At 61.8% G+C, this 19,572-nt stretch carries 20 protein-coding genes and 1 tRNA gene; 9 read left to right on the top strand and 12 right to left on the bottom strand.

Features of this window, described 5'->3' with window-relative positions; genetic code table 11:
* Positions 1–10: 10 nt before the first annotated feature.
* From AC5ZG1_RS38470 to AC5ZG1_RS38485, 4 genes are all read right to left on the bottom strand, one after another.
* Positions 11–391, bottom strand: coding sequence for a hypothetical protein (locus tag AC5ZG1_RS38470; RefSeq protein ID WP_496136008.1), 381 nt, complete (start codon positions 389–391; stop codon positions 11–13).
* Between the two features lie 348 nt (positions 392–739).
* The gene (locus tag AC5ZG1_RS38475) at positions 740–2,980 is read right to left on the bottom strand and encodes a xanthine dehydrogenase family protein molybdopterin-binding subunit (protein ID WP_496136009.1); all 2,241 of its coding nucleotides are present in this window, start codon (positions 2,978–2,980) and stop codon (positions 740–742) included.
* Positions 2,977–3,993, bottom strand: coding sequence for an FAD binding domain-containing protein (locus AC5ZG1_RS38480; RefSeq protein ID WP_496136010.1), 1,017 nt, complete (start codon positions 3,991–3,993; stop codon positions 2,977–2,979). Before AC5ZG1_RS38480 ends, AC5ZG1_RS38475 begins: the two co-directional genes overlap by 4 nt.
* A complete protein-coding gene (locus tag AC5ZG1_RS38485) occupies positions 3,990–4,505 on the bottom strand; it encodes a (2Fe-2S)-binding protein (RefSeq protein WP_464346079.1) in 516 nt (171 codons plus the stop codon). Before AC5ZG1_RS38485 ends, AC5ZG1_RS38480 begins: the two co-directional genes overlap by 4 nt.
* Positions 4,506–5,057: 552 nt before the next feature.
* On the opposite strand from AC5ZG1_RS38485, the gene AC5ZG1_RS38490 reads away from it, so the two are divergent.
* On the top strand, positions 5,058–5,813 hold the full coding sequence (locus AC5ZG1_RS38490; RefSeq protein ID WP_496136011.1) for an AraC family transcriptional regulator: 756 nt from the start codon (positions 5,058–5,060) through the stop codon (positions 5,811–5,813).
* Between the two features lie 1,040 nt (positions 5,814–6,853).
* Positions 6,854–7,843 carry an alpha/beta hydrolase gene (locus AC5ZG1_RS38495; protein WP_496136012.1) on the top strand — a complete coding sequence of 330 codons (990 nt, stop codon included), beginning with the start codon at positions 6,854–6,856 and terminating at the stop codon, positions 7,841–7,843.
* A gap of 9 nt (positions 7,844–7,852) precedes the next feature.
* On the opposite strand, the gene AC5ZG1_RS38500 is transcribed toward AC5ZG1_RS38495, so the two are convergent.
* A complete protein-coding gene (locus AC5ZG1_RS38500; protein WP_496136013.1) occupies positions 7,853–9,670 on the bottom strand; it encodes a glycosyltransferase family 2 protein in 1,818 nt (605 codons plus the stop codon).
* Positions 9,667–11,394: a sugar nucleotide-binding protein gene (locus AC5ZG1_RS38505; protein WP_496136014.1), complete on the bottom strand. Its 1,728-nt coding sequence runs from the start codon at positions 11,392–11,394 to the stop codon at positions 9,667–9,669. Before AC5ZG1_RS38505 ends, AC5ZG1_RS38500 begins: the two co-directional genes overlap by 4 nt.
* A gap of 649 nt (positions 11,395–12,043) precedes the next feature.
* On the opposite strand from AC5ZG1_RS38505, the gene AC5ZG1_RS38510 reads away from it, so the two are divergent.
* Positions 12,044–12,433: a DUF1330 domain-containing protein gene (locus AC5ZG1_RS38510; RefSeq protein WP_496136015.1), complete on the top strand. Its 390-nt coding sequence runs from the start codon at positions 12,044–12,046 to the stop codon at positions 12,431–12,433.
* Between the two features lie 68 nt (positions 12,434–12,501).
* Here AC5ZG1_RS38510 and AC5ZG1_RS38515 read toward each other — a convergent pair.
* Positions 12,502–12,584 (bottom strand) — tRNA-Arg (locus AC5ZG1_RS38515).
* Between the two features lie 83 nt (positions 12,585–12,667).
* On the opposite strand from AC5ZG1_RS38515, the gene AC5ZG1_RS38520 reads away from it, so the two are divergent.
* From AC5ZG1_RS38520 to AC5ZG1_RS38530, 3 genes are all read left to right on the top strand, one after another.
* Positions 12,668–13,246 (top strand): bifunctional transcriptional activator/DNA repair enzyme AdaA, encoded by a 579-nt coding sequence (locus AC5ZG1_RS38520; RefSeq protein ID WP_496136016.1) that lies wholly within the window; start codon positions 12,668–12,670, stop codon positions 13,244–13,246.
* 18 nt (positions 13,247–13,264) lie between these two features.
* Complete coding sequence (locus AC5ZG1_RS38525) at positions 13,265–13,735, top strand: PaaI family thioesterase (RefSeq protein ID WP_496136017.1); 471 nt, start codon at positions 13,265–13,267, stop codon at positions 13,733–13,735.
* Between the two features lie 163 nt (positions 13,736–13,898).
* Entirely contained in the window at positions 13,899–14,717 is an 819-nt protein-coding gene (locus AC5ZG1_RS38530; RefSeq protein ID WP_496136018.1) for a pentapeptide repeat-containing protein, read from the top strand.
* Positions 14,718–14,954: 237 nt separating this feature from the next.
* On the opposite strand, the gene AC5ZG1_RS38535 is transcribed toward AC5ZG1_RS38530, so the two are convergent.
* Together AC5ZG1_RS38535 and AC5ZG1_RS38540 are read right to left on the bottom strand one after the other, a co-directional pair.
* Entirely contained in the window at positions 14,955–15,188 is a 234-nt protein-coding gene (locus AC5ZG1_RS38535; protein ID WP_496136019.1) for a hypothetical protein, read from the bottom strand.
* Positions 15,189–15,401: 213 nt separating this feature from the next.
* Positions 15,402–15,665 carry a hypothetical protein gene (locus AC5ZG1_RS38540; RefSeq protein ID WP_496136020.1) on the bottom strand — a complete coding sequence of 88 codons (264 nt, stop codon included), beginning with the start codon at positions 15,663–15,665 and terminating at the stop codon, positions 15,402–15,404.
* 212 nt (positions 15,666–15,877) lie between these two features.
* Between AC5ZG1_RS38540 and AC5ZG1_RS38545 the strand changes: the two genes are divergently transcribed.
* Complete coding sequence (locus AC5ZG1_RS38545; protein WP_496136021.1) at positions 15,878–16,090, top strand: hypothetical protein; 213 nt, start codon at positions 15,878–15,880, stop codon at positions 16,088–16,090.
* Positions 16,091–16,503: 413 nt separating this feature from the next.
* On the opposite strand, the gene AC5ZG1_RS38550 is transcribed toward AC5ZG1_RS38545, so the two are convergent.
* Positions 16,504–16,791 carry a hypothetical protein gene (locus tag AC5ZG1_RS38550; protein ID WP_496136022.1) on the bottom strand — a complete coding sequence of 96 codons (288 nt, stop codon included), beginning with the start codon at positions 16,789–16,791 and terminating at the stop codon, positions 16,504–16,506.
* A gap of 469 nt (positions 16,792–17,260) precedes the next feature.
* Positions 17,261–18,007 carry a hypothetical protein gene (locus AC5ZG1_RS38555; protein WP_496136023.1) on the bottom strand — a complete coding sequence of 249 codons (747 nt, stop codon included), beginning with the start codon at positions 18,005–18,007 and terminating at the stop codon, positions 17,261–17,263.
* A gap of 383 nt (positions 18,008–18,390) precedes the next feature.
* Between AC5ZG1_RS38555 and AC5ZG1_RS38560 the strand changes: the two genes are divergently transcribed.
* Both AC5ZG1_RS38560 and AC5ZG1_RS38565 read left to right on the top strand, forming a co-directional pair.
* Complete coding sequence (locus AC5ZG1_RS38560) at positions 18,391–18,576, top strand: hypothetical protein (RefSeq protein WP_496136024.1); 186 nt, start codon at positions 18,391–18,393, stop codon at positions 18,574–18,576.
* Between the two features lie 448 nt (positions 18,577–19,024).
* The gene (locus AC5ZG1_RS38565; RefSeq protein WP_130230575.1) at positions 19,025–19,252 is read left to right on the top strand and encodes a hypothetical protein; all 228 of its coding nucleotides are present in this window, start codon (positions 19,025–19,027) and stop codon (positions 19,250–19,252) included.
* 122 nt (positions 19,253–19,374) lie between these two features.
* Here AC5ZG1_RS38565 and AC5ZG1_RS38570 read toward each other — a convergent pair.
* A partial coding sequence (locus AC5ZG1_RS38570; RefSeq protein WP_496136025.1) for a hypothetical protein occupies positions 19,375–19,572 on the bottom strand: 198 nt, incomplete at its 5' end.

Raw genomic sequence — 19,572 nt, forward strand, 5'->3', positions numbered from 1 at the left:
TGCGGCCGGATTACTGCGGCAGCTTCGGGATCTTGTCGGCAAAGCCGTTGTAGCAGGTCAGCCGCTCGTCCTCTTCCTTCACGAACCGGCACTCGCTGACGGCCTTGGCCGCGGCCGGCTTCGGCTTGGGTTGCGGCGCGAAGACCTCGTCATAGCAGGTCAGCCGCTCCTTGGTGCCGTCATCGATCTCCTGGCATGCCTGGAGCTTCTGCGCGACGGATGGCTGCTTGCCCTTCTCGCCTTTCTTCGCCGCCGTCTTCTTGGCGCCGACTTGCATCAGGGGCTTGTCGCCGACCATGGGCGGAGTGGCGGGGGCGGCCGGCGGGGTCGTACCTTGGGCGAGCGCGGCGGCCGGATACAGAAGCGCCAGCGCCAGGATGATCTTTCTCATATCGAATTGTCCGAAATGGCGGGACCGGAGAGGGCGCCCGAACGGATCGAACCGGACCGCTGGAATCGCCCCAAAACCCAACGTTGTTTACTCGCGCTTGTGCGCCGGTCCAAGCGGGCGCAACGCCGCTCCGACAGGCCATGTTTCTTTACGGATTTTCCGGTTCCTGTCCAGCGGGACGGAGCCTCCGGCCGGCCCCCCAGCCCCCCAAAAGGAGGGCCGAGAGCATTTTCGGTTCTGATGGAATCAGAACCGAAGCTCTAGATTCTTGTTTAGACGCGTTTTCTTCGCGCGAACCGGTGTCCACCCTCGGATCAAGTCCGAGGGCATGCCTCGCTCGAAAACGCTCTAAGCCGCCTTTCGGCGCTCCAGCACCTTGTCGAGGGTGATCGGCAGGTCGCGCACCCGCACGCCGGTCGCGTGGTAGACGGCATTGGCGACGGCTGCCGCGACGCCGACGATGCCGATCTCGCCGAGCCCTTTGATCCCGAGCGGGTTGATCAGGCTGTCCGGCTCGTCGACGAAGATCACCTCGATGTCGTGGATATCGGCGTTGACGGGCACATGGTACTCGGCGATGTCATGGTTGACGATCCGGCCGAGGCCGTGGTCGTAGACCGTCTCCTCATGCAGCGCCATGCCGATGCCGCCGACGACGGCGCCCATCACCTGGCTGCGTCCGGTCTTCAGGTTCAATATGCGGCCAGCCGCGACTGCGCTGACGACGCGGGTGACCCTGATGACGCCGAGCTGTTCGTCGACCTTGACCTCGGCGAACACGGCCGAATGCGTGTTCCTGGCGTGCGCCTTGTCCTCGGCGAACTCGTTGGTCCTTTCCTTCTCGATCCGCTCCAGCGCGCCATGCCGCATGATGTCGGAAATCGAAACCCCGCGGTCGGTCTGCGTCCGACTGACGAGCTTGCCGTCGGAAAGGGCGACGTCTTCCTCGACCGTGTCGGCGAGGGGCGAGCCCTTCATCAGCTTAGCCAGACGCAACAGCTCGCTCCGAACCTCGCTCGCGGTCGCGATCACGGCGTGGCAGGCGGAGGCCGCTATCCATGACCCGCCCTCGACCGGTGCCTTGGGCAGCGTGGAATCGGCGAGCTTGACGCTGATATTTTCAATCGGAAGACCGAGGCTGTCGGCCGCGACCTGGGCCATGATCGTATAGGTGCCGGTACCGATATCGGAGGCCGCGCAGGAGACTTCAGCGTGGCCGTTGGCGGTCATTACGATACGCACCGCGGTCGGCATCTGCAGCGCCTCCCAAACGCCGGAGGCCATCCCCCAGCCCACGAGAGTCTTGCCATCGCGCATCGAGCGCGGTTCCGCCTTGCGCTTGTCCCAGCCAAAGGCCGCGGCGCCCTCGCGATAGCATTCGCGCAGGCGTTTGCTGGTGTAGGGCAGGTCCTCGTTCTGGTCGCGGTCCGAATAGCAGCGCAGCCGCAACTCCACCGGATCCATCTTCAGCGCGACCGCGAGTTCGTCCATCGCGCTCTCCAGCGCGTAGACACCGGTCGCAGCACCAGGGGCGCGCATGTCGCAGGACGTCGGCACGTCCAGCGGCGCCACGCGATGTTCATATCGCGCGTTCGGCGAGGTGTAGAGCAGGGCCGACCAGCCGGTGTCGTTGCGCGAGAATTCCTCGAACTGCGAGGTCGTGCCAACAGCCTCATGCGTGATCGTATCGAGCGTGCCATCGCGCCGCGCGCCGAGCGCAAGCCGCTCGATGGTGGCCGGACGATAGCCCAGCCCATACATCTGCTGGCGCGTCAGCACCAGCCGCACCGAGCGCTGAAGCTTCAGCGCCGCCATCACCGCCAGCACCACCTGATATTGCGGCCGCAAGCCCGAACCGAAGGCACCACCGACATAGGGCGAGACCACGCGGATCTCTTCCGGCTTCTTCTCGAACACGCTGCAGAGATACTGCTGCACGTTCTGCACGCCCTGGGTCTTGTCGTAGACCGTCAGCGGGCCGCCGGCTTCCCACATCGCCGTGGTCGCAAACAATTCCATCGGGTTGTGATGCTCGGTCGGGATGAAATAATCCGCTTCGTGGCGGACATCGGCCGCCGCAAATGCCTTCGCAGCGTCGCCGCGCGGCTTGTCGGGCTTCTCGACGACGATGGCATCGTCGCGCTTGCGATAGACGTCAGTGACGAACGCCTGCTTCTCATAGTCGACGCGGACGAGCGATGCCGCATACCGTGCGATTTCCCATTCTTCCGCCACGACCAGCGCGATCGGCTGCTGGTTGAACTTGATCGCGTCGTCATAGAGCGGGCGGAACGGCGAACCTTCCTCCGGGGCGACGTCGTCCTTCCAGGCTTTATCGCTGTCGGCGACCCGCGGCCTGTTCTCGTGGGTGATGACGTCGATCACACCGGGTACGCTCCGCGCCTCGCTGGCGTCGATCCGCGTGATCCGGCCCCTGGCGATGGTTGCCTCCACGACCGCGCCATAGGCGACGCCGCCTTCGTTGAAATCGCCGGCATATTTGGCGGCGCCGGTGACCTTGGCGCGGCCGTCGACGCGCGAAGTGGCGGTGCCGGTATAGGTTTTCGCGGTGTTGTTGGCCATGCTCATTGGATTGTCTTGTTCGATTGCGATTGCGGCGTGCCCTGCGCAGCCTGCGTCAGCGTGCGGATGATCGCCCGCCGGGCGAGATCGACCTTGAAGCCGTTATGCGCCTGCGGCCTGGCGTCACGAAGCAGCAGATCAGCGGCGCGGGCAAAGCTCGCTTCCTCAGCGGCCTGTCCGCGTAGCGCCGCCTCGGCCGCCGGATCGCGCCACGGCTTGTGGGCGACACCGCCAAGCGCGAGCCGCGCCTCCTGGATCGTGCCGTCCTTGAGCTCTAGCGCGGCCGCGACCGAGACCAGCGCGAAGGCGTAGGACATCCGGTCACGGATCTTCAGGTAGGAGTAGTTGGTCGCAAAGCCCTTTGCCGGCACCTCGACCGCGGTGATGATCTCGTCCGGCCCGAGATTGGTGTCGATATGCGGGGTATTGCCGGGCAAGCGGTGGAAGTCCGCGAACGGAATGGCGCGCGCGCCGTTGGGGCCCGTCACGTGCACGGTGGCATCGAGTGCGGCGAGCGCTACGCACATGTCGGACGGATGCGTCGCGATGCAGGAGGTGCTCGCTCCGAGGATGGCGTGCCCGCGATTGATGCCATTGACGGCCGAGCAGCCCGAGCCCGGCTGCCGCTTGTTGCAGGCCGTGGCCGTGTCATAGAAATAGGCGCATCGCGTCCGCTGCACCAGGTTGCCGCCGGTGGAAGCCATGTTGCGCAATTGCTGCGAGGCGCCGGCAAGAATTGCGCTTGCCACCAGCGGATAGCGCTTTTCGATCAGCGGATGCCAGGCAAGGTCGGAGTTCGGCACCAGCGCGCCGATCCGCAAGCCTCCCGATGCTGTCTCTTCGACCGAGCTGAGCGGCAGGCGGGAGATGTCGATCAGCGTCGTCGGCCGCTCGACATTGTCTTTCATGAGATCGAGCAGATTGGTGCCGCCGGCGATGAACTTTGCGCCGCTAGTGGCCGCAATCAGCCGCACGGCGTCGGCGACGTTATTTGCTTTCGTATATTGGAATGGGATCATGGCCTGGTCCCCATCGCCTGCTGGATCGCGGCGACGATGTTGGGATAGGCGCCGCAGCGGCAGATGTTGCCGCTCATGAATTCCCTGATCTCGTCAGGGGTCTTGGCCCGTCCCTCGGCGATCAACCCGACGCCGGAGCAGATCTGCCCGGGCGTGCAATAGCCGCACTGGAAAGCGTCATGGTCGATGAAAGCCTGCTGCAACGGGTCCAGCGCCCCATTGGCTGCCAGTCCCTCGATGGTGGTGACGTGTGCACCGTCCCGCATCACTGCAAGAGTCAGGCACGAATTGATGCGGCGACCGTCGACAAGCACGGTGCATGCGCCGCATTGGCCGTGGTCGCACCCCTTCTTGGTGCCGGTGAGATCGAGGTGATCCCTGAGCGCATCCAGAAGCGAGACCCAGGGCAGGACCGAAAAGCGCCTCTCTGTTCCGTTGACGGTCAATGTCACCGACACTTTTTCCGGCAGCGGTTGAGGCTTGGCGTCCGATTGCACGGCTCGATCTTGCATCGTCGGCAACTCCGTCTTGCGGGTGACTGCCATCCGCCATTACAGCGGAGAATACTGGCCGTTTAGATTGGTTCCAAAGCGAGCGGCAGCATGTCGAAGCGGCTGTTCCGGTTCTTTCCAAATTGCACGCCGGATTCCATGAGTGCATTTGCCACGATGCCGCAGGACATCCCGGTGCAAGTTCGTAAGCCTCGCGCTTGCTGTGAATGTATTCCGTGAAGTCGCGGGTCTTTGTCGTGGCAGCCTGTTCGGGAGTGTTCCGGCTCACATTGAGGCAACGCTGGTCAATCGTTGCTTCTGTGCGACCCCATATCAGCGTCGAGCCCGGCAACAATCAGGACGCCAGCGCTGGCGGCCGCCGCCATTAGAATCAGGATGATGCTGAGTGCATAGATCATGATTGGTGACCGTGAGGACTGTTATCCGATATAATCAGCAAGAGCAGCCATCGTTCCGCGCCGCGACATCCCGAGTTGGGGCAGGGTGAGCATGAATGCTCTCGGATTGGAAAATCTCTGACGGCTTTGCCCCAGAAGCGGGCAGCGTTGTTTCGTGCGGTCTGGGAAGGTGACCGGTCACGGTCCGGTGAAGCTTGGCGCTGGCGATACATTGCTGCTCCCGCACGGTGACGCTCATGTGGTCCGCTCGGTTTCGACCGTTGGCACCAACCGCAGCATCGTGACCGAATTCCGCAATGCCATTCGCACGAAGTCGACCCCTGGGGTCGCCTACGACACCGAGCTCGTGTGCGGCGTATTGCGGGGTGAAGCTGCGTCCGAGCAAGCGCTTATGGCCGCGCTTCCGAACTTTGTCGTGCTGGCCGAGCGATTGCACATGCTCGCGATCTGCATCAGCGACGAACTGGATTCGAACGAGACCGGCTCTACGATCATCGCGACCAATCTGGCGACCGCACTCTTCGTGATGATGCTGCGTGAACACCTGAGGGAGGTGCCGCGGGCTAGCGGTCTTCTCGCGCTTCTGACCCATCGCTCGACGTCGCATGCGGTGCTTGCGATGCTGCGGGAGCCCGCCCGCGACTGGACGCTTGATCTTCTGGCGAAGGCGTCCGCGGCATCCCGGGCAACGCTCGTCAGGTCGTTCCGCAAGTTGGCCGGACTGGCACCGCTCGCCTTCCTCACCGAACTGCGTCTCGGCTTCACGCGACAGCGGCTCATGACCACGAACGACCGGATTTGCGTGATTGCCGCCGATGTCGGCTACCAGTCGGAGGGAGCGCTGAGCAGAGCCTTGCTCCGGCGCTATGGCGTCAGGCCCAGCAAACTGCGGCTCGGCAGATCCGGTTGAACGCCGCATTCCGGTCGCGCCGAGGCGCTGAAACGAAAGGGCCGCTGATTTCTCAGCGGCCCTTGCCGGTTAATAAATCTGTTCGGGATGAAATTGGCCCCGGCAAAAGAACCTTAGCGGTATTGTGATCTGATTTGGATTCCGTGAAATCACGGTGGCCCCACTGTGAACACCTTCCGTCAGGGTGCTCCCCGCCGTGAGCACCCCCGGAACTCGATCGAGCGCGACCGCGCAGGACTGGTCACCAGCTCGCATTGAGGATCGCAGCACGTGCGGGTTTGCGCTCGCGAGCGGGAGGCTTAGGGCGCTTCGGCAAAACGGCACGGAACATACTTTGGCCGGGTATTGAGTCGAAATGGACTATCGACGGCCTAAGCTACTCTCATCGCCGATGGGCACCTAGACGAGGCGCTTCGATTAAGGCGGCAACTCCATTGACTTCCGGCGCTCAGCGGCGCAGTGCGAAAACCATCTGACGCTCATTTCCTATGGAGTAGGCGGACACATGGCGAAGAGCATGGGGACGGTATCCACCACCGAGTCAGGGCAAACCATTACATTCTCGCTGGCGCTCGGGCCGGTCAGGCAAGCGTGCCGACTTCGGACGACTTTTCGGACCCAGAACCAAGCTCTCAGCTACTTGCACAGACATCGAACCGAGTTCGAGCATATCGCTCGCGCCAGACTTGCTCGCGGTGAGCTCGAAGATGGTGTGGTCCAGCTCGTGATGCTTTAGGCAGATTGCTCTCATTGATAAGCAGGACGACGGGCGCCTTCGTCGAAGGCTCGCTGCGTGAGGCGGTCGAAGGCTTCACTGGAATGGCCACAAGGGAACTTTGCTTCGCTGGGTTCCGACCGGTTCCGCGCCGCAATCGACAAGTGTACGCCGTTCGGCGGTCTTGCGCGACGTCCCGGCCTGAAGCTGCCGCCCTTTTCTCGCCGCCATCATCATTCAGGAAATTCGTGAGGGGCGGGTCTTACGGAGGCGGCTTCTGAAGTCCCGCGTGATCGTCCGACATTTACTGCAAAACGAAGTCATGATGTCCCGCCGTGCTCTGCTGGGCGGGCTCGCATCCTCCGCGGGCGCACTCGCGCTCGGCGGCTGCGCCAGCCTGGGCGCGACCGGCGCGCGCTACGATGCATCGTCGCTGTCGGTGGACCCCACGCTGCTTGTCGCAACCACGCGCAAGCCCGTAAAAGGCGGGCGCGCGAAGCCTTGGTTCGGGCCGGATCGGGCCTCCGCGATGACCGTCGCACGGGCGAAGCTGGTGCCGCCGGACGAAAGTCGTTTCTCTCTGGCGGCAGCGGGGCTCGCCGATTGGCGTATTGATCAGGTCGAGCCGGTTTCGGGCGACGTCAGCGATCTGCTCGGGCAGGCCGGCGGCGGTGGATCAGACGTCCTGATCTATGTTCACGGCTTCAAGCAAACGTTCGAGACGGCGGCGCTGGATGCGGCCCACCTCTCCGATGGCATCAGGTTCCGTGGCCAGACGATGGTGTTCTCCTGGCCGTCAAAGGCGGGATTGTTCGACTATGCCTACGACCGCGACAGCGCAATGTGGTCCCGCGATGACTTCGAGCGCGTGCTTCAGGCCATCGTAACGCCTCCGGGCGTCGGCCGCGTCCACATCGTCGCGCACAGCATGGGAACGATGCTGGCGCTCGAAAGCCTGCGCCAGCTCCATGATCGATATGGTGACACCGTTGACGGCAGGATCGGCGCCGTGGTGTTCGCTTCGCCCGACATCGACATGGACGTGTTCTCGTCGGCCATCAACCGCATCGGACCGCTCGCCCGCAAGATCACCGTGATCACCGCAACGAACGACCGCGCGCTCGCCCTCTCGGGGTCGCTCGCCGGCGGCATGACACGCGTCGGCGCCGCCGAGAAGGCCGTCATCGAAAAGCTCGGCGTGCGCGTGGTCGATGCGTCCGACTCGGGCTGGGGCATCATCAACCACGATCTGTTCCTGTCGAATGCGGAGGTGCGGCGGGTGATCCGCCGCCAGATCGACACCTCGGCGGCATGAACGCGGCTGTCACGTAGCTGCGGCGCCAGCCACGCTGCTATTTGGCGGCCACCCACGCCGCCACAGGTCGCGGTTCCGCCACAGGTCTCGCCATATTTTTGTACGAGCGAGCCCTGATGTTTCAGCCATTGCGCGCAGTGCTACGCCGCACAGCAGCAGCCCTCGAGCTAATCTGCTTGCGAGCGAGGGCAAGTGCTGGCGGTAGAGGCTCACCTTGCCGCGCAGGATGGCGACCCATCGCTGCGAGTCGCCTGCCGAACTCGCGCCGCCTCGGTGGACATAATGCGCAAAGCCAGTGAATAGCGTGGCGCTCGACAGTCTTTTCGACCGAATGCACAGGTCAACATCTTCGCCATAGAGGAAGTACTGCTCATCGAACCCGCCCAAGCGGTCCCACAATGCGCGGTTGATCAGGAGCGTCGCTCCGGTGAGCACGGGGACTGTTCGAATACCGGTGCGGCACCAGCCGCCGAGCGCATCCGGATCGAGCCACCCGCAACAGGGCCAGCGCCGCAGGCCCAATGCGAACGCGATCGATTGCCGGAGCGACGGTTCGGCAAGGCAGTTGGTCGGGTCGACGCTGCCGTCGTGCCGCATCATCCGTCCGCCGACAATCGCCTCCGTCTCGCTCGCCAGCGAGGCCGCGATCAACTGATCGATCGCGTCGGCTGCCAGTTCGACGTCCGGATTGACGAGCAGAAGATGGTCGACTTCCTCACCGAAATCGGCGGCTAGCCGGTTGACCGAAGCGGCGAAACCGCGATTGACGAGGTTCGCTGTGATCTTCGTGCGGCATCCGGTTCGTCGAACCAGATCGACCGTGCGGTCGACCGACGCGTTGTCCTCGATTCGAATCGAAAGATCGGACCAGCGGGATTTCAGCGAAGCGAGGCAGGCTTCGATCTCGTCAGCGTTGTTATGCGTGACGATGCATATGCCGATGTGCGGCCGGCGTGGTGCGATTGGTGCAATCGGCCGCGGCGTTGGCCCGATCCACGCGGCGGCACCATCGCTCTCGCCTCGTGTGAGCCGTGCCGAGAGCGCAAGCAGTACGAAGCAGGCGAGGCCAGGGCCTTCTCGCCAGAGCCGCCCGACATCGCCCAATCGGGACCGGAACGACCTCTTGGGCAGGTTACCTGGTTGAACATCGTGCAGTCCTGCAAGGGCGCGATTGCCGTGGTCCCATCGGCGCTTGGCGCGGAGCAGATCCGATCCTTGTGGGATGTTGAACAGGAAGCCGCCCGCCGCAAGCAGTTTTCGTTCGCCTCTCGCGAAGCGCGAGCGCACGAACAGATCGTCCGCCGCGATCAGGGGAAACTCGCGCCACCTGCGGCGGCCCGCCGCGTTCGTGGCATAGAGGCCGGCCCCGACGACGTCGTTTTCCATCCCGGAGAGACGCGGCCACACCGAGGCGAACCCGCGCTCCAGTCGGCCCTCTGGCCGAACCAGCACCATGGGGGGCGCGACGAGAAGCGGCTCATCGGTGGCCAGGCCCGCGACAATCGCGGCCAAGGTGCCAGGGAGAATGATGGTGTCAGCGTCAAGGTAAAGGACCGCCCCGCCGCGACGTTCGCGATCGCCCCGATTGAGCGCTGCGGTCTTGCCCGGACAGGTGTTCGCTACGACGATCAATGTTTGGCGTTCATTCTCGAACGCCGTCAGCAATGACCGGGCGGTCGCCTGGTTTTGGCTTAACGCAGGCCCGTTTGCCACCACGATCACCCGAAGGTCGATCTCGTCGCCGTCGCACCGAAGTGCAACCAGGCATCGCAGAAGCAGCCCAGGATCGCCACCTGCGGGGATGACGACATCAAGGGCGCGGTTCACGATGGTCTCATCGTTCGCGCCCCGACGCTTTCCGCCAGCCAGGTCGCCCCATAGGCCGCGACGAAGACCGCGAAGTCGAACCAGGCCGACGGTCGCAACAGCGGCCTGAGCACGCCCCTGTAACGTGGAACCGGATCTGGAGGAGCAAGGTGCGACGCGCGCGCCAGTTCGCGATTACCACGCAGGTAGCGGCGCCGGGCTCGGATCAGCTCGCGCCAGCCTTGCGGCGCCACCACATGATAGCTCTCCGACGTCAGCAGCAGCCGCTCCTTCGGCGCGAACAGCATCCGGACAAACTTGTCGTCCGAAGCGAGCTGCGGGAGCGCGCCCCAACGTCGCCGGCCCTCGGCTGACACCGCATAGGCGCCCATGGTGACGGGCGAAGCATCGCAATAGGGTAAAGCGCACCAGTAGCGGCAGAACGCGCGCACCACCAGGGAAGGGGAGGGATCGAACCGCGCGCGAGGCGCGGCGAATTGAATGCCTGTGCTCGTCGTGAGCGCTGCAAATATGGCGGAAAGCGCGTGCGGAGATAATCTGGCGTCCTGGTCCAGATAGAGACGAAGGCTGCCGGCAGCCGCCACCGCCTCGGCCGCGGCTATGGCGGCGCGGCGGGTCGGCGGGGTCCGTAGCAATCGCACGTGGAAGTTCCGTGCACGCAGGCTCGCGACATGCGCCTCCGCCGCCGCCTCGCTGTCTGGTCGGCCGTCGTTCAGTGCCAGCAGCACCTCGACATCGCTCGCTTGCAGTCCGTCATCGTCATCGAATTGCTGATCGGCAAGTGCAGCCAGGCTCCGCCCCACGGTGTCGGCTCCGTGATACACCGGAATGATCACGGAAAAGCGCGGCACCGCGCCCCGTGGGGTGCGCAGAGCAGAGCGTAAAGGCATGGGTTCGAATCCCGGAAGGAGGCGCCTCAGCCGGCTGTTCGACTGGGTGACGTTGCGCGGCCGGATCATGTTCGGGCTGAACGAGGCCCGCGAGACCCGCTGGATCTCAGACACCGAGTTCATCTCCTGGCGCATCATGCTGATGATCTCGTACGGCGTCATCGCGGATGAGCCTGAAATGTGCACGAGTCCACGATGGCGCTGCGCTGCCAGCTCTATTGTTGCCAAAGCAGCGTCGGCCAGGCTGATTGCCGATCGCCATTCGTTGTCTATCGCGGCGACCGGTTCGTTGCGCTTCAGGCGTGCGGCGATCGTGGTCCATGATGTCTGGCGCTGATTGACCGGGAAACCGAACAGCAGCGAGTAGCGGGCGACCAATCCACAGCCGTGCTCTGCGACGACACGCTCGCCGGCAAGCTTGCTTCGGCCATAGACGTTCGCCGGAAGCGGCACATCGCCTTCATCGTGGAACCCGCCGTTTCCGTCCCACACGAAATCGGACGAGGCATACAGCATCCAGCCGTTCGTGGAGGCGGCGTAAGCCGCCATCCTCATCGCGGCGCCAACGTGGAGCGCATGGCAGGAGGCGGGATTGGACTCGGCGACCACCGGCGGCACTGCAGCAAGGTGCAGGACGCGCGTGGGCGCCGCGCGTTGCAGCAACTCCATCAAAGCCGCGCCGCTTCTGAGATCCACCCATTCGGTGACATGGGCACCCGGCAGCGGGGCACGGCCAAGCGCATGCACATAGTCGCCAGGACGACGATGCGAGAGCGCACGGAGGATATGACCGCCTAACTGCCCCGATGCGCCTGAAATCAGCCAGCGCTGCATCGCACTCTCGGAGATTGCAATATCTATCAACAGCAAACGTATCGACCAATAGTTGTAACTTTATCGGATACGCTCTGAAGCTTCAAGAAGAATTCGGCAGATTGCGGCGCCGCTTGCGAATTGCCTCGGGAGGATTTCGCCACCGACGATGTCGGGAAGGCGGTTCGTCAGGCCGCCGGCACATATTGATATCCCGTGCCCTTCCGCTCGGCAAAGCCCAGGCCGGGATAGGGCCAGTGGAAGCCCAGCATCTTCATCCTGTCGGTTGCGGGGGGTCGAGCAGCTTCTTCCGGTTGGCGACGGCCACCCCGTTGTCCATGTCGTAGGCGAACTGCCATTCCGGATGAGGAAAATAGACCGTGATCGCGTTGGCGGAAGGAAGCGTGACTGCCGAAGCCTACGCTTCAAGCCGGCCAGCCTGTTGTCGTTAGAATGACGGCAATACAACAGCGTGCAAGATCCAAAATCGTAGATGGCGTCTTGCAAGTGGTCTTGTCAGCGCTTGCGTCGCTCCTCCGTACATCCGCTAGGGACAGCAAGCGTTTTGCGCATTAGCAGCCCCTCTGCTTTGAACCTTCAGTTGGCCATTCCGACACACGGCTAGGGGGCACCCGTCTTCGATTGAAATTGCAAAATCGGAGGAAACGCCATGAGATCTAGTTCCAAACTCGCAATGGTATTGCTAGTGGGCGTCGCAATTGGAGCTATCGCGGTCCAAGGCCTCCACGCTCAAGGAGCTAAGCCGAAAGCTTACTCCGTCGGCGAAATTGAGATCCTCGATGCTTCAGCCCAAGCCGCGTACTTGCCTGCCGCCCGGAAGGCGATAGAAGCAGCCCATGGTCACGCTTTGCGCACCGCGGCCGGACGGATTGTTGAGATAGACGGTGGGCCAGCCCCCAAAGGGGTGGGAATCGTCGAATGGAATAGCTTGGATGACGCCGTAGCGTTCTACAAGTCGAAAGCCTGGGCGGACCTTGCACCGCAGCGTGACAAGGCGGTCAAAGTCGTACGGAGGTACGTCGTCGAAGTCGAAAAATAGCCGCGGTCCATCCCAGACCGCGCTGCTGCGGCACGCGTGCGCAGATATTGGCTTACCCCGCTCGAGACTGGCGCGCTCGGAGAGATTCGAACTTCCGCCCCTCGGAGTCGAAATCCGATGCTCTATCCTGCGTGGCTATGGCTATGAGCGCGCACCGTCCTGGCGGCGGTCGTTTTCGGACCCGATCTTGCGGAGTGGCTCGCCACCTGCGGCGATGGTCATTATAGCAATCGCATGCTCGACTTCGCCGCACAGTATGAAGCATTTCGGCGCCGCGATCCGGCGTGGGACGGGCTGGTGTTTGTGGCGGTGAAGACGACGGGGGTGTATTGCCGGCCCGTCTGCCCGGTGCGAACGCCGCTCTCGCGGAATGTGAGGTTTTATCGCAGCGCCGCTGCCGCAGAACACGCGGGTTTTCGACCTTGCCTCCGCTGCCGTCCGGAGGCCGCTCCATTCTGCCCGGCCTGGAAGGGGACCAGGACGACTGTCGAGCGTGCACTGGCCCTCATCGAAAACGGTGCGCTTGATCGGAGCAATATCGAAGCATTGGCCGATCGTCTCGGAGTAGGGGCCCGGCACCTCGCGCGCCTGTTTGCCGAGCACCTCGATGCATCGCCCCTGCAAGTCGCGCTTTCGCTTCGTGTTCAACGTGCAAAGCGTCTCCTCGATGAAAGCGATCTTCCAATTCCTCTCATCGCCAAGCGTGCCGGGTTTTCGAGCGCAAGGCGCATGAGCGCATCTTTCAGCCGGATCTATGGCCGGTCACCATCGGCGTTTCGCAAGAACACGTCGCCAAGAGCGAAAACGAGCTGAGCGAGACGGAGCGATATGATGCTGACCAAGACCTTCGGGACGGTGGATGCCGAGACACAGAAGGCGATGAGTGGATTGGAGTTCGTGCAGGGCCTTGCGAGTGGCACGATTCCTCTCAACACCTTGGCGCAAGCCTTGGGATACGATGTCACCGAAGCGACACGCGGTCGCGTTGTCGTGACGCTCATCCCAACTGGCGCCCACTTGAATCCAGCCGGCACGGTCCATGGTGGTCTCACGGCGACGCTGCTTGATAGCTGTATGGGGCTCGCGGTCCAATCGATGCTGGACATGGGCGTGGCCCAGACAACGCTCGAGTTCAAGATTTCTCTTGTGCGTCCCATCACGCCGGAAACAGGCCAGATCAGGGCCGAAGGAACGGTCTTGAATTGTGGACGCCGCATCGGCACGGCCGAAGGGCGTGTCACTGACGTCAAGGGCCGATTGCTCGCTCATGGCACAACCACGTGCCTCATCTTGCCGAGTTGAACCCGACGATGGCGCGCTACGGCCGATAAAGATGGGCACTATTGCTTCGCCGCAGCCCTATGATCTAGCGGCCTGTTTGCTCCCTCCAACCACCAGGACCGTGACTTGACGCTTCACCTTAATACAAGAGACAATAGCGGGTTACTGGAGCGGAGCGACAGCGATGCTGTTTCGTCTCGCATTTGCCCTTGCGTCGATGACGGCGCTGCTGGTTGATCCCATTGACGCCGTATCGCAGGACCTGCTGCGCAGCGTCGACCTCAACAGTCCCGAAATGTCGACATCGGAGATGACGCGCGCCGAGGTCGAGGCGCTGCTCAAGATGGCGCCTGAGGACGGCGCCGGCCAACGCTCTGCGGATTTGCAAGGAAAGCGGCTGTCGCATCTCGATCTCTCAGGCCTCGACTTTTCCGGCGGCAATCTTCGCCTCGTCAAGCTCAACCGGACTCGCCTGAAACGCGCGCGCTTCGATCGGGCCACCCTGAACCAGGCCTGGCTGGTCGACGCGGATTTGACGGACGCGTCTCTCGTAGGGGCATCGCTGCTCGGCACGCAGATGCAACGCGCCAAGCTTGGCGGCGCCGATCTGAACGGCGCTCGCATCACCGCAGATCTTTCAGGTGCCAACTTGATTGGAGCCACGCTTGCGGGCGCCGATCTGAGCGCTGATATGCGCAACCAATCGATGGGCCTGATGCGTGGCGTGCTCAAATCTGCCGATCTCAGGAATGCGGATCTGAGCGGTGCCAATCTCTCGCGCACCGATCTGGGATTCGCGCAGCTGCAGAACGCCAATCTGGCGAATTGTAACCTCAACCACGCCGACCTTGCGGGTGCCGACTTGTCCAATGCCAATCTCGCCGGCGCCGATTTCACCGAGGCAGATCTCACCTCGGCCCTTTTGCCCAGTGCAGTCGCGTTGGAAAAGGCGCGCAATCTGGACAAGGCCCGGAACTTCAACCTGGCGCGGCGCCCGCCTTAGCGATCGCAGTGAGCCAAAACCTGGCATTTCGACCTGAAGCGATCCGCGTATCGCCGCCAACACGATCATGGAAGGTGCGACCTACCGCGATTTCAGATTTCGCAAAACGCCTTGAGTGTCGCGAGCAGCAGCTCATCGTTGGAATTCGTGCCGTCGGAGGGCCAATGGCTCCGTTGCGATGCGCAACCCACACCGTCTGCGGCACATAAGCGGCGGTCAATCAGAACAGAATATGGTCTAGCGCTCTCCGAGCCTGATCACCCGTTCGAATGCCGCGTCGACCCCATCCATGAACGCCAACGCGCGGGGCAGTGATGGCGCCTCGTAGATAATGGCACCGCCAGGGCCGCCCCACATGATCTCGACGTGCCAGTGATCGTCGACCCGGGCGATCGACCCGGCCAGCGTGTTCGGGGCGCGCTTGATGTTCACCCTATTGTCGTCAACCTGGTCGGTTCGGAATGTTGTCATGGTTCGGCCCTTCTTTGTCTCGGGCCTCCGCCTGGATTACGGCCGTATTTAAACTCGCCCCAACCTTTGGTGTTCCAAAGCTGACCACGTCTGGTCGCCAGGGACAGTACCGGTGATGGAGACGCCAGTGGATATTCCACAACGTGCGTTACCAGGCGCCGGGACGTTGCAGGGCGGGCCGACCGCGCCGCAGCCGCAGGCGTGCTCATGCTCCTATCCGGCCCTGTCGTCGGTCAGGTGCTTCAGCATCGCCTCACACGCATTCTCGGCTTCAGCGAAGGTTTTGAACGGCGAACCGCCCACTCTGATCGCAGGCCTGTTCAGATCGATGGGGCGCCACGAGGCAACAAAGCCGGGCTCTCCGTGAAGCCCGGGGCCGGTTCGGCTCTCATTACTGATCACGAACGAGAACCCGCGGCTTATCGCGCTCCAAACTTGGAAGTCTTCCGTCGGACCGATGATGCGGCTGAATTGCATGATGCACCGAAAGCCCCACATGAGAAGGATATCGCTTCGCCGATTGGGAAAAATGCAGCGCTATTGACGTAACGACCGTTTTTCCCAAAGCCGCGGATGAACCGTTGGCGGCCAGAGTGCGAGAAAAAATTCTTAATAATTAAACTATTTAAATTTTAAATCGAGAATTTATTAGCATTATTTGCGCCTGGTCAAAATGCAGGAGAAATCTAGTGAAGATTTTATCTGGCATTTCCGCCGCGTTTTTTGTCCTCGCCCTGACGATGATTGTCCCGCCTGCAAATGCCTCCGGCGGTCGCCATAGAGGAGACCACCCCCACCACATCAGCGGAGCCCCCGGGCCGATTGCTGGCGCCGGTCTTCCGGTGCTCGCCATCGGCTATGGCGTCTATTGGCTGATTAAGCGCCGCCGCAAGCGCGACTGAGGTTCTGAAACAAGGCGGCATGATATCGGCGAGGCGTACATGCGGCATGCACGTGACGTGGAGAGGATGCTGTCCGGGTATCGAACCCTTTAGGGACCTCGATAGTGGACAGTCGTGCAACAGCCGCCTGTCGCGTCCGGAGAGGAAAGGTCCCAGCTTGGCCCCGATGCTGGGACCTTTCTTTCCGCAGAGCTTCCTGCCAGATCAGCGATTTCAAATAAGCATCTCGGCAGCTTCAGGCGTGATCTTCACGTAGGTGCCGCTCTCGTGCATCCACAAGCCTGCGCTCGATCGCGAACTTAAACCCGGCGCCGTATCCGGGCGGCTTGGCCTTGTCCTGAAAAAGAAACGAGTAGTTGATTTTCTCGATGTGAATGCAGTCCGTCTGTTTCGCTCGACTGCACGCACGCACTTCACGAGCCGGCGAGCGGCTTTCTCCGGACCGGCATAGGGGGATCTAACGCTGGCTTGGAGAAGGCATCGTACTGCTCGTCGTACTGCTCGTCGTACTGCTCGTCGGAGCCCACATGCCCGGTTTGGCTTTTCACGACCTGCTCCAGCTCAAGTGCTTCGATGGCAAGCTCATCCGCCAAACGCTTAAGCAGCTCGCGTTTGTTCGGATCCGTCGCCGACATGGCCATGACGGCACAATTGTTGGCATCCACCCGAAGCTGGTGCAATCTTCCGCTGAGGTCCTTCATGGCTCACGTCCTCGCTGGCCTGTACGCTACGCGGACGTGGGACTCTAGCCAATCGACGCTAAGTCTCTGTTCGGTTGAGCACAGTTCGCTACTATTTTTGCTCGGGGGAGCTGCAGAGGGGTGTGCGCCCGCCGACCCTGCGGGCATTCGAATGCATCCAAGCTGAACCCTGGCCAGCACTTTGCGGGGAGCTGAGTTACGCGTTTCTTGCAGTCGATTGCACGGAGGTGTCAAAACGGGAAAAACGAAAAAACGCAAATAAACCAGTGCGTTACGTCGTGCGGAAGTGGCGTGCCGCGGCCGATGAAGATAGGCACTATTGCTTCGCAGTTCCTTTATGACGCCGTTGCCTGCCGCGCGCTACAACCGGTAGTGATCCGACACCGTGCGATTTCGTGTGTTGCAGCCCGTGGGGCGCTCTGGCCGGATAACCTGCGATGGACTGCGATCTTGCGGTAGCTGTGAACTTTCAGCCCGGACGCGAGGCGACGCGGAACAATCTCCTTGCCCAGCCGGCTATTGACTGCAGGGCGGGCATAGCTCGGATGAGCCACTCCGGAGTCCCGATGTCTCGAAGCATCTCAACTTGACCATCGGCGTGGCGCTCGATGAATTGAGCATCACGAAAATAGTCTGGGTTGGCTTGGTACCAATTTAGATCTCGTGCCCGGTCTTCCCAGAGCTGGGCGCCGTCAGGCAATCGAACGGCAAAGGCCAACTCTCGACGAAAACAGATCGCCTCGATTCTCGCGCGCTGATCTTCGTCGTATTCGATTCCGAACCGCTCCAGCTTTGCGTGCGTGGCTTCGTGCACGATAGCTGAGGCGATCTGTTCTATACGCACCGCCGAATCGGCCACGAATCGCTTGTCGAGCACACACGCCTTGAGTGAATGCTTGTATTCGGCAAGGCCGCCCGGCAGCAGGAAAATCCAAATACGCTCAAGGTCCCTGATAATGCGGGAATACTGCAAGGGACTGTGCTGCTTTACGAGAAGCAGCGCACGTTCGACGCGCGGCAAGTGCTCCGGCGCAAAGTAACTTCCGATCCAAATCCCATCAACCTGCCGACCATAGGACGCCGCCAGCTGTATCCTGTCGATAAGGCTCGGACGAACTTTGGGCGGCTTCTGGCGTTCCCTGCGCATCCTGAACTCGGCGTTCGATGCCTGATTGATACGATACGGTACTTTCGGCCCGCTTACCGGCACGGCCAAAATTCTTACCGGTTGCGTTAGGGGGCGCTAACGAAAACTACGCTCGTTTCGGCTTAGTGTTGCTCTCAACCTCAGAGGTGCCGCAGAAGGGCAGTATCTTGTGCGAGAATTGTAGCACCTCAGCGAGAAGAGGGATCATTTCCACTTCGGCCCAGCAGAGATCGGCGAAGTCGAGGTGTCGTCTGTGCCCTACAGGTCGAACGACCGAATATTGGAGTATGGCAAGGTCTACTTCCGAACCGATGCATGCGGACGCTGGTCACCGCGTACGAGGCGAAGAACGCTTTCGCATAGCGGCAGACCGATCGCATCGCTGATGGAGCCGACGGCGCTTGACTTCGGGCCGCAACGGCTCTTTGGGCGCCGGAGCCTACATCAGCCAAATGGCTGTCGCCAAGACGAAAAATCCGACCAGCGCGCAAGCGAGGAAACCACGCTCAACGGCATCCATGGCGTCATTTCCTTTCGTCATCGGCAAATACCTCCGGGGGCACATTATCTACCTTAAAGCCGTGGTGAGCGGCATCGTTCCCCCGAAAGTTGCCGCGTTTTCCCGGTTGTCTGGCTGAGGAACGCACGCGCTAGCGCCGGAGTTTTTCGCTGGTAAGACGATCTAGTCAATCTCGCCGGCTCGATTTGCGAGCATTCAAGCGGAGATCAGCGCAGGTAAGTTCATTCTGATCTGTCGGGAATCTGACTCGTCGGATTCGCTCAGATAGGCTGTCTATGTTCAAGAGCAGAATAAATCTCGCTTCGGCTTAACACAGGTAAGTGGACCGCCGCTCGGGTGAGGCGATGCTATTTTTTCCCGAGGGAGGCGTAAATGGATTTTCCAATCGAAGGTGGTTCTAAAGAGGACTTTCAAATCGTGATTATCGTTATGGACAGGCTGGAACAGGAAAGGGCTCAGCTGCTTGCCCTTCGAAAGAAGGTGTCGGATGCGGCCGCTGGGCGAAAGCTCTGCAGTGCGCGTCGCACTCGACCGCCAAGAACGACGCCAAACCGAGGACATGAGCCATGAAGGACCTCACCGGGAAGTGGCACCAACTTCGAGCTGACGCGAAGCACTTTGCCGACCTCGGCACGTCGGCGACGGATCCACGTCAACGCGAGCTGTTTAAGCGTTTAGGTGTTGAGCTTGCTATCGCGGCGCTTGAGCTGGAACAGGTCGTGAAAAGGCAAAACCCGCATTTGGACTTCGACGAGCAGTGCGATGTTCTGTCCAAAGCCATCGCCGGGAAATGAATCATCGGCGCTTGGCTTGCCCGATCGCTGTATTTCATGCTTGCGAGCTTATCTTCCTTGTCGGGGCCGCACCGGAGATAGGCATCAGGGGAGAGATTGCGAATGCCTCGCGGGATCAACCCTCACCGATATTGAAGCTGACGATCCGGATAGCGTTGCGGTACTGGCCCTTCATGAGGTGGCACCGACCGCCGCAACCAGAGTCCCTCATGTGCGTTGATAGCGATGCTCAATCGACGCCCGATAGTGCCGTTGAAGCACTTCTTTCGCACCTGCGTTGCGAAGGGCAGCCAGTTGGAGCGCTTTCTGCTAGAACACGG

This window comes from Bradyrhizobium sp. Leo78, from assembly GCF_059512425.1.

Bases quoted from the DNA above. Each gene is read 5' to 3' on its own strand.
- AC5ZG1_RS38560 (WP_496136024.1), top strand. From the start codon at position 18,391: ATGGCTGTCGCCAAGACGAAAAATCCGACCAGCGCGCAAGCGAGGAAA.
- AC5ZG1_RS38475 (WP_496136009.1), bottom strand. From the start codon at position 2,980: ATGAGCATGGCCAACAACACCGCGAAAACCTATACCGGCACCGCCACT.
- AC5ZG1_RS38485 (WP_464346079.1), bottom strand. From the start codon at position 4,505: ATGCAAGATCGAGCCGTGCAATCGGACGCCAAGCCTCAACCGCTGCCG.
- AC5ZG1_RS38495 (WP_496136012.1), top strand. From the start codon at position 6,854: ATGTCCCGCCGTGCTCTGCTGGGCGGGCTCGCATCCTCCGCGGGCGCA.
- AC5ZG1_RS38550 (WP_496136022.1), bottom strand. From the start codon at position 16,791: ATGAAGGACCTCAGCGGAAGATTGCACCAGCTTCGGGTGGATGCCAAC.
- AC5ZG1_RS38565 (WP_130230575.1), top strand. From the start codon at position 19,025: ATGAAGGACCTCACCGGGAAGTGGCACCAACTTCGAGCTGACGCGAAG.
- AC5ZG1_RS38470 (WP_496136008.1), bottom strand. From the start codon at position 391: ATGAGAAAGATCATCCTGGCGCTGGCGCTTCTGTATCCGGCCGCCGCG.
- AC5ZG1_RS38480 (WP_496136010.1), bottom strand. From the start codon at position 3,993: ATGATCCCATTCCAATATACGAAAGCAAATAACGTCGCCGACGCCGTG.
- AC5ZG1_RS38535 (WP_496136019.1), bottom strand. From the start codon at position 15,188: ATGACAACATTCCGAACCGACCAGGTTGACGACAATAGGGTGAACATC.
- AC5ZG1_RS38505 (WP_496136014.1), bottom strand. From the start codon at position 11,394: ATGCAGCGCTGGCTGATTTCAGGCGCATCGGGGCAGTTAGGCGGTCAT.
- AC5ZG1_RS38510 (WP_496136015.1), top strand. From the start codon at position 12,044: ATGAGATCTAGTTCCAAACTCGCAATGGTATTGCTAGTGGGCGTCGCA.
- AC5ZG1_RS38525 (WP_496136017.1), top strand. From the start codon at position 13,265: ATGCTGACCAAGACCTTCGGGACGGTGGATGCCGAGACACAGAAGGCG.
- AC5ZG1_RS38530 (WP_496136018.1), top strand. From the start codon at position 13,899: ATGCTGTTTCGTCTCGCATTTGCCCTTGCGTCGATGACGGCGCTGCTG.
- AC5ZG1_RS38540 (WP_496136020.1), bottom strand. From the start codon at position 15,665: ATGCAATTCAGCCGCATCATCGGTCCGACGGAAGACTTCCAAGTTTGG.
- AC5ZG1_RS38520 (WP_496136016.1), top strand. From the start codon at position 12,668: ATGCTCGACTTCGCCGCACAGTATGAAGCATTTCGGCGCCGCGATCCG.